Source organism: Streptomyces sp. NPDC007164 (assembly GCF_040634135.1).
Taxonomy (GTDB): domain Bacteria; phylum Actinomycetota; class Actinomycetes; order Streptomycetales; family Streptomycetaceae; genus Streptomyces; species Streptomyces sanglieri.
In genome coordinates this window covers 141,890-157,608 of record NZ_JBEYFB010000010.1, presented here as the reverse complement: position 1 = coordinate 157,608, position 15,719 = coordinate 141,890, and the positions used below count along the sequence as shown (strand labels likewise).

General features: G+C 70.7%; 12 protein-coding genes. 7 read left to right on the top strand and 5 right to left on the bottom strand.

The features are described from left to right. Positions 1-38: 38 nt before the first annotated feature. The gene (locus ABZ622_RS16330; RefSeq protein WP_360543560.1) at positions 39-1,907 is read right to left on the bottom strand and encodes an MFS transporter; all 1,869 of its coding nucleotides are present in this window, start codon (positions 1,905-1,907) and stop codon (positions 39-41) included. Positions 1,908-2,092: 185 nt separating this feature from the next. Next, the gene (locus ABZ622_RS16325) at positions 2,093-4,600 is read right to left on the bottom strand and encodes a D-alanyl-D-alanine carboxypeptidase (RefSeq protein WP_360543558.1); all 2,508 of its coding nucleotides are present in this window, start codon (positions 4,598-4,600) and stop codon (positions 2,093-2,095) included. A gap of 181 nt (positions 4,601-4,781) precedes the next feature. Here ABZ622_RS16325 and ABZ622_RS16320 point away from each other — a divergent pair, with 181 nt between their 5' ends. The 3 genes from ABZ622_RS16320 to ABZ622_RS16310 all read left to right on the top strand — a co-directional run bounded on the left by ABZ622_RS16320 (position 4,782) and on the right by ABZ622_RS16310 (position 7,056). Continuing rightward, entirely contained in the window at positions 4,782-5,504 is a 723-nt protein-coding gene (locus ABZ622_RS16320) for a GPP34 family phosphoprotein (protein WP_124722746.1), read from the top strand. A gap of 229 nt (positions 5,505-5,733) precedes the next feature. Continuing rightward, a complete protein-coding gene (locus ABZ622_RS16315) occupies positions 5,734-6,603 on the top strand; it encodes a helix-turn-helix transcriptional regulator (protein ID WP_360543555.1) in 870 nt (289 codons plus the stop codon). A gap of 246 nt (positions 6,604-6,849) precedes the next feature. Continuing rightward, positions 6,850-7,056: a DUF397 domain-containing protein gene (locus tag ABZ622_RS16310; RefSeq protein ID WP_259928426.1), complete on the top strand. Its 207-nt coding sequence runs from the start codon at positions 6,850-6,852 to the stop codon at positions 7,054-7,056. Positions 7,057-7,221: 165 nt separating this feature from the next. Here the strand turns inward: ABZ622_RS16310 and ABZ622_RS16305 are convergent, their stop codons facing one another. Then, positions 7,222-8,061 (bottom strand): hypothetical protein, encoded by an 840-nt coding sequence (locus ABZ622_RS16305; RefSeq protein ID WP_360543553.1) that lies wholly within the window; start codon positions 8,059-8,061, stop codon positions 7,222-7,224. Positions 8,062-8,141: 80 nt separating this feature from the next. Here ABZ622_RS16305 and ABZ622_RS16300 point away from each other — a divergent pair, with 80 nt between their 5' ends. Together ABZ622_RS16300 and ABZ622_RS16295 are read left to right on the top strand one after the other, a co-directional pair. Continuing rightward, positions 8,142-8,924, top strand: coding sequence for an SDR family oxidoreductase (locus tag ABZ622_RS16300; protein ID WP_360543551.1), 783 nt, complete (start codon positions 8,142-8,144; stop codon positions 8,922-8,924). Between the two features lie 330 nt (positions 8,925-9,254). Next, positions 9,255-10,850, top strand: coding sequence for a sodium:solute symporter family protein (locus tag ABZ622_RS16295; protein WP_360543549.1), 1,596 nt, complete (start codon positions 9,255-9,257; stop codon positions 10,848-10,850). A gap of 59 nt (positions 10,851-10,909) precedes the next feature. On the opposite strand, the gene ABZ622_RS16290 is transcribed toward ABZ622_RS16295, so the two are convergent. Next, the gene (locus tag ABZ622_RS16290; RefSeq protein WP_360543547.1) at positions 10,910-12,025 is read right to left on the bottom strand and encodes an ADP-ribosylglycohydrolase family protein; all 1,116 of its coding nucleotides are present in this window, start codon (positions 12,023-12,025) and stop codon (positions 10,910-10,912) included. 101 nt (positions 12,026-12,126) lie between these two features. Here ABZ622_RS16290 and ABZ622_RS16285 point away from each other — a divergent pair, with 101 nt between their 5' ends. Together ABZ622_RS16285 and ABZ622_RS16280 are read left to right on the top strand one after the other, a co-directional pair. Continuing rightward, positions 12,127-12,252, top strand: coding sequence for a hypothetical protein (locus tag ABZ622_RS16285; protein WP_360543545.1), 126 nt, complete (start codon positions 12,127-12,129; stop codon positions 12,250-12,252). Positions 12,253-12,464: 212 nt separating this feature from the next. Continuing rightward, positions 12,465-12,923: a hypothetical protein gene (locus ABZ622_RS16280; protein WP_360543543.1), complete on the top strand. Its 459-nt coding sequence runs from the start codon at positions 12,465-12,467 to the stop codon at positions 12,921-12,923. A gap of 29 nt (positions 12,924-12,952) precedes the next feature. Here the strand turns inward: ABZ622_RS16280 and ABZ622_RS16275 are convergent, their stop codons facing one another. Further along, a complete protein-coding gene (locus ABZ622_RS16275; protein ID WP_360543541.1) occupies positions 12,953-15,535 on the bottom strand; it encodes a bifunctional FO biosynthesis protein CofGH in 2,583 nt (860 codons plus the stop codon). Between the last annotated feature and the right edge of the window lie 184 nt (positions 15,536-15,719).

Below are 15,719 nucleotides of genomic sequence, written 5' to 3'. Positions count from 1 at the left end.
GTCACGACCCCCGCGCCGCGCCCGTCGGCGGCGCGGGGTCAGCGCAGTTCCTCCGGGCACGGCGTTCCGGGTGACAGCTGGTACGGGGCGGCCAGCCGGTACACGCCCGGCCGCGGCGCGAGCAGTTCCGTCCACTCGTCGCCGTCCGCGTCCTCCTCGACCTTGAACAGACAGCCGTTGGTGTTGACGAAGGTCCGCGGCGTGCTCTCGTCCGTGCGCTGCTTGGACGCCTCGGTCTCCTGCGGCCGCTCCACGCCCCGGCCCTCGCTGTCGACCACGGCGAGCCAGCGCGAGTACGGGACGCGGATCAGGATCCGGCCCGGCGTCTTCACATGGATGGTCAGCTCGCCCGCCTCGGCCCGGTCCACCGTGGCCGGCGGATCAGCCAGCGGCACCGGGCCGTCCACCTCGAAGAGCCGCCAGTTGGCGTCGGACCACACCGGCTTCAGATACGGCAGCCCGCCGTCGACCAGCTGCGCCTCCTGCACCGCGCCGTTGGAGTCCGGCGTCCCCGTGGGCAGCACCACGTAGTGCACCGCCCAGCGGTCGAGCCACTGGCGGTAGTTGGCGCTGTTCAGGGTGTCGTCGTAGAAGAGCGGGTTGCGCTTGATGTCCGCCTGCCGGTTCCAGCCCCGGGCGAGGTTGACGTACGGCGCGAGCGCGGACGCCTCCCGGTGGCTGCTCGCGGGCACGACCTCGACCCGGCCCCGCTCGGCGCCGACCTGCTGGAGCTCGTTGACCAGCGGGGCCAGTTCGCGCGCCCAGGAGGCGGTGGGGGCGGTGCGGACGATGTCGTCGACGCTCTTGAAGCCGATCCAGAAGTTCAGCCCGGCGAACGCGATGATCAGCGCGTACCAGCGCCGGGAGCGCGGCGCGGTGTACGGCAGCGCGGCGAGGAGCACCACTCCGGCGAAGAGCATCGCCATCCGCGTGATGTTCGAGCCGATCTGCGAGTCGATGAAATAGGTCAGCAGCGTCCCGACGCCGTACACGGCGGCGGCGGCGCGGACCGTCTTCCAGTCGCGCGGTACGAGGACGAAGACGAGCGCCGAGAAGATGAACGGCAGCGAGAGCGTGGCGACCGACATCGGCTGCGTACCGGAGAACGGGAACAGCCACGCGGACAGCGCGACCACCGCGACCGGGGCCAGGCCCAGCGCGTAGGCGCCGGGGCGCCGTTTGTTCAGGAACAGCGCGGCGGCAATCACGCCCAGGAACAGCCCGGCCACGGGGCTGCTCGCGGTCGCGAGCCCGGCGAGCGGCGCGGCCACGGCCGCCTTCGCCCACCTTTTGTACCGCCAGCGGTACGGCCAGCAGAACACCGCGGCCGTCGCACCCACCGCGAACATCATCCCGAGCCCGAACGTCACCCGCCCCGACAGCGCGTTGCACAGATACGCGAACGCCCCGGCGAGCGAGCAGGCCAGCGGATTGCGGACGGCCCGCACCCGGACCAGGATCAGCGCGGTCAGCGCCGCCGACACGGTCCCGGCGATCATCATCGTCGTACGCACACCGAGCACCGACATCAGATACGGCGAGACGACGCTGTACGAGACGGGGTGCATGCCCCCGTACCAGGCGAGGTTGTACGCCGTACCGGGATGCCGGCCGACGAATTCCGCCCAGGCGTCCTGTGCCGCGAGGTCGCCGCCGCTGTTGGCGCAGAAGAAGAACCAGAGCAGGTGGGTGACCGCGGCGGCGGCCGTCGCGATCGTCACCGGATGCCGCAGCAGTCGTTCGGCACGGGCCCGGCGCGACGGGTCGGTGCGCTGCCCGGGGGCGTCCGCGGCTGTCGCGTCCTCCCGGGCGGGCGCGGCCGTCCGCGTGCTCCCGCCGCTGCCGCTGCCCCTCATGCCTGTGCTCTCGGCCGCCCCATGGCCGGGTCCCGGCTCCGCGGTGGTCACTACGGCTCTCCCCGTCTTCCCGGATCCGCCTGACTGCGCGCCCCGTACCCCGTCCCCGTGCACCTGTGAGGACGCCGTCCCGGCGTCATCGAGTTGCCTCGGGACGCTAACACGTACGCAATACGAAAGGGGGCGCCGGGATCGGCACCCCCTCCGTCATCGGGCCGTTCCGGCCACCGGGCCGGTCAGCCGATCCGGGTCAGCTTGTCGCCGAAGGTGGGTTCGGTCATCTCCGACTGGAGCGTGACCGGGGCCGAGACCTTGCCGGTGCCCGTGCCGACCGTCACCTCACCGATGGTGGTGCCCGCCTTCGCGGAGTGCGGGATCGGCTTGTCGCCCGCTCCGATCTTGAGGCTCACGGTGAGCCCGCCCCAGCCGATCGCCTTGAGGTCCTTGGTGGAGACCACGGGGGTCCGGCCGCCGAGTCCGTCGTCGACGTAGCCGACGACATCGCCCTTCTTGACGACGGCGGCGGAGACGACGCCCTTCTGAGCGGCCTTGATCAGCTTCAGGCTGTTCTGTATGGCCCGCTGAAGCTTGGCGTCCAGGGTGCCGTCCAGATCGGCTCCCATCACCGCGCCGACGATCCGGCGGCTCTTGCCGTCGATGATCGTGTCGGCCGCCCAGACCAGGTTGCCGCCGGCCGGGGTCGAGGAGCCGGTCTTGATGCCGCTCACCCCGGGCTCCAGCAGGATCACGTTGTTGTTGTAGATGGTCTTGCCGATGCCCGGGATGTCGGCCTGGGGCATGTTCACGATCTCGCGGAAGACGTCGTTCTGCATGACCGCCTTCGCCAGCTTGAGCTGGTCGGCGGGCGTGGACCTGGTGGTGGACTCCAGACCGCTGGGGTCCGTGTACGTCGAGTCCGTCATGCCGAGGTCCTTGGCCGCCGCGTTCATCCGCTCGACGAAGGCCTCCTCGGTCTTGGCGTCCCAGCGGGCGAGCAGCCGCGCCACGTTGTTCCCGGAGGGGATCATCAGCAGCTGCAGCATCTGACGCTCCGTGTACTTCTGCCCTTCCTGGATCGGTGCGGTCGACTCGTCCGGGCGGTTGGCTTCCTCGCCCGCCTTCTTGTCGACCTCGATCAGGGCACCGTTCTGCTTACCGGTGATCGGGTGGTCCTTGAGGATCACGTACGCGGTCATGATCTTCGCGACGCTCGCGATCGGCGCGGCCTTCTGGTTGCCGTACGTGCCCAGGGAACCGACGCCCTCGACCTCGGCCGCGCCCTGTCCCTCGCCGGGCCACGGCATCTCCAGCTTCCCGCCGTCGAAGGTGTACGTGGGGTCCGCGGAGAGCGCCAGGGTGGGCGTGGGCAGCGGGCGCACCGTCTGCGCGATCGCAAAGACGATCAACAGGAGCAGCACCAGCGGGGTCCAGATCTTGACCCTGCGGACGGCGGTGCGGACCGGGGTCTCCGGCGGCGGCGGCGTGTTCGTCAGCTCGGCCAGCAGGTCGAGCGGCGGCTTCGGCGGCATCGGCTGCTGCGTGGTCCGCTCGGCGCCGGACAGCGAGGCGGGCGCCGGCGCGGCGGGGGCGACGGGCGCCTCCGGCCTGCGGGGCGCGGGCGTCGGCGTCGGTCGCGCGTCGTCCCCGCGCAGGGGTACGAACTTGCTGGTCCGCTCGGCGGCGGACTCGGGCTTCGACCCGGGCTTCGACCCGGACGGGAGGATCTTCAGCGCGGTCGTCGGCTGGTCGACCTTGGGTGCGGCGGGCGCCCTGAAGATGGCGGTCGGCTGATCGATCCCGCCCTTGTCCTCGGCGTCGTTGGCGTCGTTGGCGTCCTTGGCGTCCTTGGCGTCGGGCTTCTTCTCCTCGTCGGAGGAAGCGTTGTCGTCGCCGGACTCGTCGCCGGACGGCTCGTGCGCGTCGTCATCGACCTTGGACTCGGCATCGGCATCGGCATCGGCATCGGCCGAGGCGGTCGCCGTTTCCGGGGTTACGTCGTCCGCCTCCGGGGCCTCCGCGTCGTCCTCGTCCTCGTCCTCGCCCTCGCCCTCCGACGTGGCGGCCTTCCCGTCGTCGTCGCCCTCCGTGGCCTCGTCGTCGTCCTTCGTCACCCAGGCGGCGACGGCCGCACGCAGCCGCGCATCGCCCTCCTCGGCACCTTCGGAGGTCTTCGCCTCGTCGTCCGAGTCACCCTCGGGCTCCTCAGCGGCATCCGCCGCCTCGGCCGCCTCAGCCGTCTCCGCCGCATCCGTGGTCTCCGGGGCATCCGCCGCCTCGGCCGCATCCACGCCCTCAGAGGCCCCAGGCGCCTCCTCCGGAGCGTCGGCGGGCTTCGCGGCCCCCGAGGTCTCTCCGGCCTCCTCGGCGCCCACAGCGCCGTCAGCGCTCTCGGAGTCCTCAGCCGCCGAATCCGGACCGGCGGCCGCGCCATCGGCACCGTCACCGTTCCCGTCGGCGCTCCCGGCGCTCTCGGCGCTCTCGGACGGCATCGAGCGGAAGACGGCCGTAGCCGTGTCCGACTCGGCCTCGGCGCCCTCGCCGGCCCCGGCGACCGCGTCCGTGCGGAAGACGGCCGTGGCCGTGTCCGTCTTTCCGGTTCCGCTTCCGTTCCCGGCGGCCGTGTCATCGGCGGACGGTTCACGGAAGACGGCAAGCCGCGGATCGCTTTCGCTCCGAGCCGTACCCGACGACTTCTGCTGCTCCGACTTGTCGGGGGACTCGCCCGCCACCGATGCCTCCTCCATGCGGCACGGGGGACACCCCCCGCGCTGTCCGAACCATCTACCAGTGTCCCGTGTGAACCACCGGCCCGGCTGCTAGACGAGAACGACATACCTACTGGTTCCCGTACAAAGCACCCAGGCGCTCTCGACAGACCAATGTGAGAGGGGTCACCCTGTCATTCATCCACGCGGGGAGGCATGGATGGGCAGGAGCCGCAGAACAATTCCGGAGGAGCTTCTGCTGCTCGCTCTGGACCCGACCACGGGTACCACAGCGCAGCCGCAGTCGCTCGACCTCGGCCTCGCCGGGGCGCAGCTAGTGGAGCTGGCTCTGGCAGGACGGATAGCCCCTGACGGGGATCGTATCGCCGTGGTGATGCCACGGCCGACAGGAGATCCGACTCTGGACTCCGCACTGGAACTGCTGCGGCGACGCGGCAGCCCGGTTCGGGCGGTCCACTGGATTGGCGGGCCCCGGCTGGGGCTGCGTCAGATCTACCTCGCTCATCTGGAGCGATGCGGCATGGTGCATGCCGTGGCGGGCCAGATGTGCGGAGTTCTGCCGACGACTCGCTACCAGGCGACGGACACGGCAATCAGCCGGGACATCAGAGCCAGGCTGGACAGTGCGATCCGCACCGGTGTACCGCCGGACCCGCGGACCGCGGCGCTCGCCGCGCTGGCCCACGCGGTCGGACTCGGCAAGCACCTGTATCCCGGGAACGAGGGGCGTTCATCACGCTCCAGGCTCCGGGACCTGATCAGACACGACCCCATGGGCGGACTCGTGGCGCATGCCGTCATGGACGTCCAGAACGGGGCGGTCGCACAGCCGCGCCGCAACCAGGCGGCCGGAGTTCCGTTGCAACCGCAAGTGCAGTCGCAGTCACGCCGCGGCAGCATGGCGCACACCGCGGCGGGCTAGCAGCCCCGGGCGCGTCAACGCCTTGAGCACCGCACGGCAGCACCAACCGAATACCGCCGCACCGTCGTCCCCAAGACCCGGTTCGGGAGCCGCACCAAGCGCGGGGCAGCCGGAATTCCGGCTGCCCCGCGCGCTTTCTTGTGGCCATTTCCCAGCGCGGCCGGGGCCAGGGGTGGCAATCTGCTGAGCAGTAGATACGCACAGCTACATAGCCGGAGGTGCCGTTTCCGTGCCGACCAACGTCAATCCCACCGTCAGAAGGCGCCGGTTGGGCCAGGAATTGCGCCGACTTCGCGAGCTCAAGGGCATGACGGCCGAGGAGGTGGCGGAGCAACTTCTGGTCTCGCAGTCGAAGATCAGCCGCCTGGAGAACGGCCGCCGTTCCATCAGCCAGCGCGATGTCCGCGACCTCTGCAGGGTGTACGAGGTAGAGGACGTGCGGATCGTCGAGTCGCTCATGCAGATGGCCAAGGATTCGCGCCAGCAGGGCTGGTGGCACGCGTTCGGCGACATCCCGTACAGCGTCTACATCGGTCTGGAGACCGACGCCGAATCGCTGCGGGTGTACGAACCCCAGGTGGTCCCGGGTCTGTTGCAGACGCGGAGCTACGCCGAGGCGCTGATCAACGGAGCGCTGCCGGAGGCCCCGCCGAACGACATCGACAAGCGGGTCAGCGTCCGGGCCCGCCGCCAGGACCGGATCACCGACCCCGAACATCCGCTGCGGCTGTGGGCGGTCATCGACGAGTCCGCGCTGCGCCGGCTGGTCGGCAGCAAGCAGGTGATGATCGAGCAGCTGGAGCAGCTCATCGAGCTCTCCCAGCTGCCGCATGTCACCGTGCAGGTGCTGCCGTTCGACATGGGCGCACACCCCGGTATCAACGGGCAGTACGCCATTCTGGAATTCCCGGACACCGCCGATTCCAGCGTCGTCTACATCGAGGGCGTCACCAGCGATCTCTATCTGGAGAAAGCCAACGACGTTCAGCGGTACAGCGTCATGTACGAGCATCTGCGGGCGCAGGCGCTGAATGTGGAACAGACCCGGCACTTCATCACCGAGATCGTGAAGGGCTACACCCGGCCCAGCGTCGACTGAACGCCGGCCGCCGGGCGTCGGACACCGGACGGCCCGTAAGGTCTGGAATGCGGAAAATGAAGTGATGTCACGGGGTGGGCGGCGGCAAGGTACACCGCCGCCCACCCCGAGTGGAAGATCTATCTGGTATATACCACTCGGTCGAGTGAACGCCCCCTTCGCGCAAGGAGCTTGGCGAGTAGCGTCGATCACACCAACCGGAACACCGTTGGTGTCATTCACGCGACTCTTTGAACCGGAGTGAACATGGCCATTCGTCAGGGTGCTACGGACAAGTGGACGAAGTCCTCGTATTCCGGGGGCAACGGCGCCTGCGTCGAAGTCAAGTCCCCCCTCACCCAGGCAATTGCGGTGCGTGACTCGAAGGCTCCCGAGGGCCCCTCGATCACGTTCGTCCCCGCCGCCTGGAACGCATTCGTGCGTGATGTCGGCAAGGATGCGGTCGACGCCTGACCAATGAATTCCCGTTCGCATCGCGGCGCCGGATCCGGCGCTGCCGTCAGCCCTCTCGACTGGTCCGCCGTCCTGGCCGAGGGGGCTCGATGCCCGGTCCAACGGGTGACCGGGCGACCGAAACCGCCCGCTGAGGCCGCCGGTGAGGCCGTCCGGTGAGGCCGCTCAGCGCAGCTGATCCACGTACAGGTCGGTCCCCGGCACCGTCGGGATGAACGGCGCCACCAGCTCCACCCGCCCCAGGCCGGATTCCGCGACCGCCGCGTCGAGCCCGGTGAAGTGCTCGTTCCAGCACTCCCTCGGGTCCTCCTGGAGGAACCACAGCAGGGTCAGCCGGGTGTCGACGCCCTCGACCTGCTTCACATAGCTCATCCGGTCACCCGGCAGCGGCGTGGGCCGGAAGACGGTCACCATCGCCGCGGGCGAGCCGGCCAGCCGCTTCGGCAGCTGCCGCGACCGCAGCCACTCCAGCAACTCACCTCGCGCCTCGGCTCCTTCGGCATCGATCACTTCGAGGACCAGGCCCCGGTAGGGATGGTCCAGGGCGTGGAAGTCACGGGGCCCCGCGGCACCGTCCCGGTAGACCGTCGCCTCGTGGTCCTGGAACGCGGTGAACACATGGGTCCGGGCCTGGTGGACCCGGCCGTCCCGGTTGAGCCGCTTGTTGATGCCGACGGTCCACTTCATGTGGTCGTCGTAGCGCCCGTCCGTCACCCAGTACGTCGACAGATAGCAGCCCGCCGTGACGGGCCGGGCGACCGCCGACTCCTCCGGGTAGCGCAGTTCCTGGAGCTCCCGGGTGGCCACCCAGCGGCGCCCGGCGAACATCCACGGCATCGCCATCGCGCCCGCGTAGTAGTGGTCGTCCTCGTACCAGCGGTTGTACGCGTACTCATGGCCCGGGTGCGGTTCCACCATGGTGATCAGCGCGTGGCCGGGATGGACGCCGTACGGCCCCAGCGCGGCCAGTTCGGCGTAGCTGTCGCTCCGCGTCTCGTCGCTCATGCCGTTCCCCTTCCGTACTCCGCAGCGGCGTCCTACTCTGACGCCCCGTCAGAGGATCTGCCAGAGCCGGGAGGCCGCCGATGTTGTCAGCGGGGAAGACCGTCATCGTGTCCGGGGTGGGCCCCGGGCTCGGGCACCGGGTCGCGGCGGCGGTCGTACGGGACGGCGGCAACGCGGTGCTCGGGGCGCGCACCGCCGCGAATCTCGCCAGGTCGGCGGCCGAGATCGACCCGGACGGCCGGCACACCGCCCGGCTGGCCACCGACATCACCGACGAGGCACAGTGCGAGGCGCTCGCCGCGCTGGCCCTGGAGCGGTTCGGGCAGATCGACGCGGTGGTCCATGTCGCCGCTCTGGACAGCCACTTCGGCGGGATCGAGGACGCCGACTTCGCCACCTGGCAGTCGGTGATCGACGTCAACCTGCTCGGCACACTGCGGATGACCCGCGCCTGTCTGCCCGCCCTCAAGGAGCGTGGCGGCTCGGTCGTGATCATCGGTACGCAGTCCTCGGTGGCCGCGCCGACCCAGGTCCAGCAGGCGGCGTACGCGGCCTCGAAGGGGGCGCTCACCTCGGCCATGTACTCCATGGCGCAGGAGCTGGGCCCGCACCGGATCAGGGTGAACACGGTGCTGCCGGGCTGGATGTGGGGGCCGCCGGTGCAGGCGTTCGTACGGTTCACGGCGCGCAGCGAGGGGGTGCCCGAGGCCGAGGTGCTGGGCAGGCTCACCGAACGCATGGCGCTCCCGGAACCGGCCACCGACGGCGATGTCGCCGAGGCCGTCACCTTCCTGGTCTCGGACCGGGCGCGGGCGATCACCGGACAGTCGCTCCTGGTCAACGCGGGCGAGCTGATGCGGTAGGCGGCTGATGCGATGAGCCTCCCCTTCTCCGCCGCACGGGACCCGCATCCCGTGCGGCGTTCCTCGTTCTTCGCAATGCACAACCTGACGAAGTGCCCGCTCATCGTGTGTCCGCCGTCACGTCGGCGACAACGACCACGTAAGTCAAGAGCGAGCAAAATCGTTCGAATCGCTGATCTGCGTTCACATCCCTGACCGCGAAAACCTTGACCGGGGTACCGGGCAGACGGTTCAATCCCCGATGTCCCCGCTCCCGCACGGGGCCCCGCTGAACGGCCGTACTGGCGAAGTGCGTTCCCCGTTCACAAGGCGGACCCCAGGAGGGGGCACATGAACAGTCTCGACTGGGTCGTGCTCATCGGTTACTTCGGTGTGATGGTCGCGATCGGGCTCTGGTCCCACAAGCGCGTGGACAACGTCAGTGACTTCTTCACCGCGGGCGGCAAGATGCCGTGGTGGCTCTCCGGCATCTCGCACCACATGTCCGGCTACAGCGCGGTGATGTTCACCGGTTATGCCGGTATCGCCTACCAGTACGGCGTGACGTCCTTCGTCACCTGGTCGCTGCCGATCGCCATCGGCATCGGCATCGGCGCCCAGCTCTTCGCGCCCCGGCTCAACCGGCTGCGCTCGCGGCTGCAGGTCGCGTCCCCGCTCGAATACCTGAAGAACCGCTACAACATCCAGACGCAGCAGGCGCTCGCCTGGTCCGGGCTGCTGCTGAAGATCGTGGACGTCGGCGCCAAGTGGGCGGCCATCGCCACCCTGCTCTCCGTCTTCACCGGTATCTCGATCACCCAGGGCATCTTCATCACCGGCTGCATCACCGCCGTCTACTGCACGGTCGGCGGCCTCTGGGCGGACGCGCTCACGGAACTGGGCCAGTTCATCATCCAGCTCCTCGCCGGTGTCGCGATGCTCGTCACCGCCATGAGCGAGCTCGACGGCTTCAGCACCCTGTGGACGGTCTGGGACAAGCTGCCCGAGGGGCACACGGACCCGACGGCCGGCCCGTACACCGTGACCTTCCTGCTGGCGTATCTCTTCATCAAGACCTTCGAGTACAACGGCGGCATGTGGAACCAGGCGCAGCGCTACATGGCCACGGAGTCCGCCGCGGCCGCGAAGCGTTCGGCCCGGCTCTCCGCCGTGCTGTGGCTGGTCTGGCCGACGGTGCTGTTCTTCCCGATGTGGTGCGCCCCGCTGCTGGTGCACGCGCAGAAGCCGGACGCCTCGGACAGCTACGCCCTGATGACCGAACAGCTGCTGCCGCACGGGCTGTTGGGGCTGGTCGTCGTCGGGTTCTTCTCGCACACGATGGCCATGTGCTCCTCGGACGCCAACGCCATCTCGGCGGTCTTCACCCGGGACATCGCCCCGGTCCTGTCCAAGTCGGCACGCGAGTGGGGCAGCCGGGCGGGCCTGCTGGCGGCGCGGCTGTCGACGCTCGGCTTCCTCGCCCTGTCGATGGCGCTCGCCACCCAGATCGACTCACCGACGTTCAAGGACATCATCTCGGTCGTCATCAAGTGGGTCGCCGGTCTGATGGGCCCGATCGCGATCCCTTTCATGCTCGGCCTGCTGCGCGGCTTCCGCAGGTCCGGCCCGACGGCGGCGCTCACCAGCTGGGCGGCGGGGCTGCTGGCGTTCTACTTCACCAACTACAACTTCGACGGTTCGGTGAAGACGGATGTCGCGCTCCAGTACCAGGTGGCCCTGCCGCTGGCGATCTCGCTGGTCCTCTACATCGTGATCGGCTTCGTCAAGCCGGAGGACACCCCCGAGCGCGACGCGATCATCGAGCAGATCAACTCGGACGGCGACGGGGGCGGGGGCGGTTACGTCGGTGGCGCGGCGGCCGGCGCGGGTGTGCCGGCGCAGCCCGGCCCCGTGGACACCGGCCTCACCGAGGACGCGAAGGACTGACCGGCACGCGAGGCCGTACGGGCGGGTGGACCGCACCCCGCCCGTACGCTCCCCGCGCCTCAGACGCGCGGGTAGCGGGCCAGCCAGCCCGGCGCGGCGGCCGACGGGCTGTGCAGGGACGGGCCCTGCGTCATCTCCATGGCGAAGTCGTCCGCGAGCTCCAGCACCGTCGGCCTGCCCTCCAGTTCGGCCAGCCAGGCGGGCGGCAGCGCCGTCTCGCCGTGCAGCGCGCCGAGCAACGCCCCGCACAGGGCCCCGGTGGCCCTGGAGGGCCCGCCGTGGTTGACGGCCAGCCGCAGCCCGTGGCGTATGTCCTCGCCGACCAGCGCGCAGTACAGGGCGACGGCGAGGACCTCCTCAGCCGTGTCCGCGGCACCCAGCGACTCGATCAGGGCGGGCCCCGGGATGCCCTGGCGCACCGTGCCGAGGGCCTGCTTCAGCGCCTCGGTGACCGGTTCGTGCCCCGGACGTTCCGCGAGCAGGGCGAGCGCGTGCTGGACGGAGCCGTCCAGGGTCTCGCCCCGGGCCAGGCCGTGCACCATGACGGCGAGGGCGCCCGCGGAGAGCAGGGCGGTGGGGTGGCCGTGGGTCTGGGCGGCGCACTCGACGGCGAGCTGGAGGACGAGCTGGGGCTCCCAGCCGACGAGCAGCCCGAACGGCACGGACCGGGTGAGAGCGGCCGAGTCCCGCGCCTGGGGGTTCTTGGGCTGGTCGAGGGTGCCCATGGTGGTGTCGCCGAGCCCCGTCAGGCATTCCCGGGCCGGGCCGCGGCGGGCGTACAGCCACTCCTGCCCGGCCAGCCAGCCGTTGTCCTCGCGGCGCTCGTCGGGCCCCCAGTCGTGCTGGGTGGCCGCCCACCGCAGATGGGCCCGGTGCACATCGGTGGGCGGGTGCCATGCCCCGGTGTCGCGGCGGACCTGGGCGCGGATCAGCCCGTCGACGGTGAAGAGGGTGAGCTGGGTGACGGCGGTGACGGTGCCGCGTCCGCCGTACGCGGGTACGAGGTCGGTGACCGCGTCGGCGCCATGGGCCTCGCGGATCTCTTCGAGCGTGAGCCCGTCGACCCCCGCCCCCAGCGCGTCCCCGATGGCCCCGCCCAGCAGCGCGCCACGCACCCGGCTCCGGAAGTCCTGCTGTTCGACACGGCCCCACACAGCCGTGGTCCCTGTGCTCACCGTGCCCCTCCCCCGTCGGCCGGCAAGGCCGGCCCGTCTGCAACTGCGCAGCACTGTAATCGAACGGGGACGGTCGGTAGAGAGAGCGGAAACGAGTACGCGTGGGTATGTGGGCGGACGTCCCGCAGGTCGTTTTTGACTGGTCGGGGACGGGTCGCGAGGACGACTATCCGCCCGGCATCCTGACCGTGGAGATCGACTCGCCCGGCATGCTCGGTTTCCACTGAGCCCCGGCGGTCACGAACCTCCGCTCCCCACCCGGGCGTCGCACGGCCGCCCCATACTCACGCGGCCATGTGTCGACGGAAGCGGGGGACGGCGACGAGATGGTCGAGATGAGTGCGGAGTCATACTCCGACTGCGGCAGGACGTCGGCATCACGGTTTCCGTCTGTCTGGTCCTGTGCCTGCTGCTGTGGTTCCTCACCCGGCGGAATCTGTTGACGCTCGGCTTGCCACCGGGGCTGTGGACGTCCTCGCACACCCGTAAGCGGCTGGTCATCGGCTCTGCCGGGTCCGTGGTCCTGCTGGTCGCGGTGGTGCCAATGGCGGTGGTCGTGGCAGCCCTGGTGTTCCAGGCCGCCGCCTTCGCCGCCGGCTTCCGGCACCGGGCACCGGCCGCCCCCGCCGGGCCTGCCGGTCCTGCCCTCGCTGGGCGCGGTCTACCGCCGCAACAACGAGACCGCCCCGGACCTTGCCGCGACCGCCGCCCTCCAGGCGGCCGACCCCCACCTCGCCACCGTGGTCCACCGGGCCCTGACCGCGACCCCGCCCACCGCCCCGCCGACGGCACCGCCCTGCTCGCCCTGCTCACCGAGGGCCCCGGACACACCGCAGCGGACCCGAAAGCGATCCACGAGGAGATCACCCGGGGCTGGCAGACCCTCCCGCAGGCCTGACCGGCCGCGACCCGGCGTACAGGCCCCGCTCAGTCCGGCAGCACCGGCAGCAGCTCCGGCAGGTGCCCGTCGGACGCCACCGCCGCCGCCACCCGCTCCTCGGGGACCTCCCCGTACAGCGTGGTGCGCGGCTTCGCCGGGCGCCCCGCGAGTTCGGCGATGGCGATGAGGTCCTGGATGGAGCGGTACGAGCCGTAACTCGACCCGGCCATCCGGGAGATGGTCTCCTCCATCAGCGTGCCGCCCAGGTCGTTGGCGCCCGAGCGCAGCATCTCGGCCGCGCCCTCCGTGCCGAGTTTGACCCAGCTGGTCTGGATGTTGGTGATGTGCGGGTGGAGCAGCAGCCGGGCCATGGCGGTGACGGCCCGGTTGTCGCGGTCGGTCGGGCCGGGGCGGGCGATGCCCGCGAGGTAGACCGGCGCGTTGGTGTGGATGAACGGCAGCGTCACGAACTCCGTGAAGCCACCGGTCTCCTGCTGGAGCCGGGCCAGCGTCCGCAGGTGGCCGAGCCAGTGGCGCGGCTGGTCGACGTGCCCGTACATCATCGTGGACGACGAGCGCAGGCCCACCTCGTGGGCGGTCCTGATGACTTCGAGCCAGGTCGCCGTCGGCAGCTTGCCCTTGGTGAGGACCCAGCGGACCTCGTCGTCCAGGATCTCGGCCGCCGTGCCGGGGATCGAGCCGAGCCCGGCCTCTTTCGCCGCGATCAGCCAGTCCCGGATCGACATGCCGGTGCGGGTGGCGCCGTTGACGACCTCCATCGGCGAGAAGGCGTGCACATGCATGCCGGGCACACGTTCGCGTACCGCCCGCGCGATGTCGAAGTACGCCGTGCCGGGCAGGTCCGGGTGGATGCCGCCCTGCATGCAGACCTCGACCGCGCCGACGTCCCACGCCTGCGCGGCCCGGTCGGCGACCTGGTCCAGGGAGAGGGTGTAGGCGTCGGCGTCGGTGCGCCGCTGGGCGAAGGCGCAGAACCGGCAGCCGGTGTAGCAGACGTTGGTGAAGTTGATGTTCCTGGTGACGATGTAGGTGACGTCGTCGCCGACCACGTCGCGGCGCAGGGTGTCCGCGATCCGGCACAGTTCGTCGAGCGCCGGGCCGTCCGCGTGGAGCAGGGCGAGCGCCTGCTCGTCGGTGAGCTTCGTCGGGTCGTCGGCGGCCTGGCTCAGCGCCTCGCGCACATCGCCGTCGATGCGCGACGGCACCATGCCGGGGGCGGCGGCCTCGCGCAGCGCCTCCCAGTCCCCGTACACCTCGTCGAAGTCCTCGCGCCGGTCGCCGGTGCGGCCCTCGGTGTCGATGGTGCGGTGCAGATCGGTGCGGCCGGTGGCGCCGAACCCCTCGTCGGGCTCCTGCCAGGGCAGCCCGGCCGGGACGGCGTCCTCGCGGGCGAGCCCCGTCTCCGGGTCGGCGAGCGCGCGGACGTGCGGGAGGAGGCGGGGGTCGAGCCACGGTTCGCCGCGCCGGACGAACTCCGGGTAGATGGTGAGCCGTTCCCGGAGCGTGAAGCCCGACTCGGCGGTCTTCGCGGCGAGTTCGTCGATGTGGGGCCAGGGCCGCTCGGGGTTCACATGGTCGGGCGTGAGCGGCGAGACCCCGCCCCAGTCGTCGATCCCGGCGCCGATGACCAGCGCGTACTCGGCGTCGACGAGGTTCGGCGGGGCCTGGATGCGGGCGGACGGGCCGAGGACGTGCCGGGCCACGGCGATGGCCGCGGCCAGCTCCTCCAGCTCGGCGTCCGGCATGCCGCGCATCGCGGTGTCCGGCTTGGCGCGGAAGTTCTGGACGATGACTTCCTGGATGCCGTGGTAGGCGCGGGCGGTCCTGCGCAGCTCGAAGAGCGAGTCGGCGCGCTCCTCGTACGACTCCCCGATGCCGATCAGGATGCCGGTCGTGAACGGCACGTTGGAGCGCCCCGCGTCCTCCAGCACCCGCAGCCGCACGGCCGGCTCCTTGTCCGGGGACCCGTGGTGCGGGCCGCCCGGCTCGGACCACAGGCGGGTGGCCGTCGTCTCCAGCATCATTCCCATGGACGGGGCGACGGGCTTGAGCCGCTGAAGGTCGGTCCAGGTCATGACGCCCGGGTTGAGGTGGGGCAGCAGTCCGGTCTCCTCAAGGACCCGGATCGCCATGGCGCGCACGTACGCGAGGGTGTCGTCGTACCCCTCGGCCTCCAGCCACTCCCGCGCCTCGGGCCACCGGTCCTCCGGCCGGTCGCCGAGCGTGAACAGCGCCTCCTTGCACCCCATGGCGGCGCCCTCGCGGGCGATGTCCAGCACCTCGTCCGGCGACAGGAACATCCCGTGCCCGGCCCGCCGGAGCTTGCCGGGGACGGTGACGAAGGTGCAGTAGTGGCACTTGTCGCGGCAGAGCCGGGTCAGCGGGATGAAGACCTTGCGCGAGTACGTGATCACACCCGGCCGCCCGGCGGCTTCGAGCCCGGCGTCCCGCACCCGGGCGGCCGAGGCGGCGAGGTCGGTCAGGTCCTCGCCCCGGGCCTGGAGCAGTACGGCGGCCTCGGCCACATCGAGAGCGACACCGTCACGGGCCCGCTTGAGGGCACGCCGCATGGAATTGGTCGTCGGACGTCCGCGCTGAGGATCGGTCATGAACCCGAGCATACGAGCGGGGCCCGCGCCCCGGACCAGGGCATCTGGGGCGGAGCACGGCGGCCCGCTCGTCGTCCGGGCCCTCGCACTTCGGGGCCGGCGCGGCACGGTGGGAATCGAGCCGACGCGGGCACCTCGGAATTCGGCTTGACCCTCACGTTGCGTGAGGCCGGAAGGTGAGGTG

What these genes read in the sequence shown, in the direction of transcription:
- ABZ622_RS16300 (WP_360543551.1), top strand. Translation starts at nt 8,142, where the DNA reads ATGTTGTCAGCGGGGAAGACCGTCATCGTGTCCGGGGTGGGCCCCGGG.
- ABZ622_RS16310 (WP_259928426.1), top strand. Translation starts at nt 6,850, where the DNA reads ATGGCCATTCGTCAGGGTGCTACGGACAAGTGGACGAAGTCCTCGTAT.
- ABZ622_RS16325 (WP_360543558.1), bottom strand. Translation starts at nt 4,600, where the DNA reads ATGGAGGAGGCATCGGTGGCGGGCGAGTCCCCCGACAAGTCGGAGCAG.
- ABZ622_RS16305 (WP_360543553.1), bottom strand. Translation starts at nt 8,061, where the DNA reads ATGAGCGACGAGACGCGGAGCGACAGCTACGCCGAACTGGCCGCGCTG.
- ABZ622_RS16275 (WP_360543541.1), bottom strand. Translation starts at nt 15,535, where the DNA reads ATGACCGATCCTCAGCGCGGACGTCCGACGACCAATTCCATGCGGCGT.
- ABZ622_RS16295 (WP_360543549.1), top strand. Translation starts at nt 9,255, where the DNA reads ATGAACAGTCTCGACTGGGTCGTGCTCATCGGTTACTTCGGTGTGATG.
- ABZ622_RS16320 (WP_124722746.1), top strand. Translation starts at nt 4,782, where the DNA reads ATGGGCAGGAGCCGCAGAACAATTCCGGAGGAGCTTCTGCTGCTCGCT.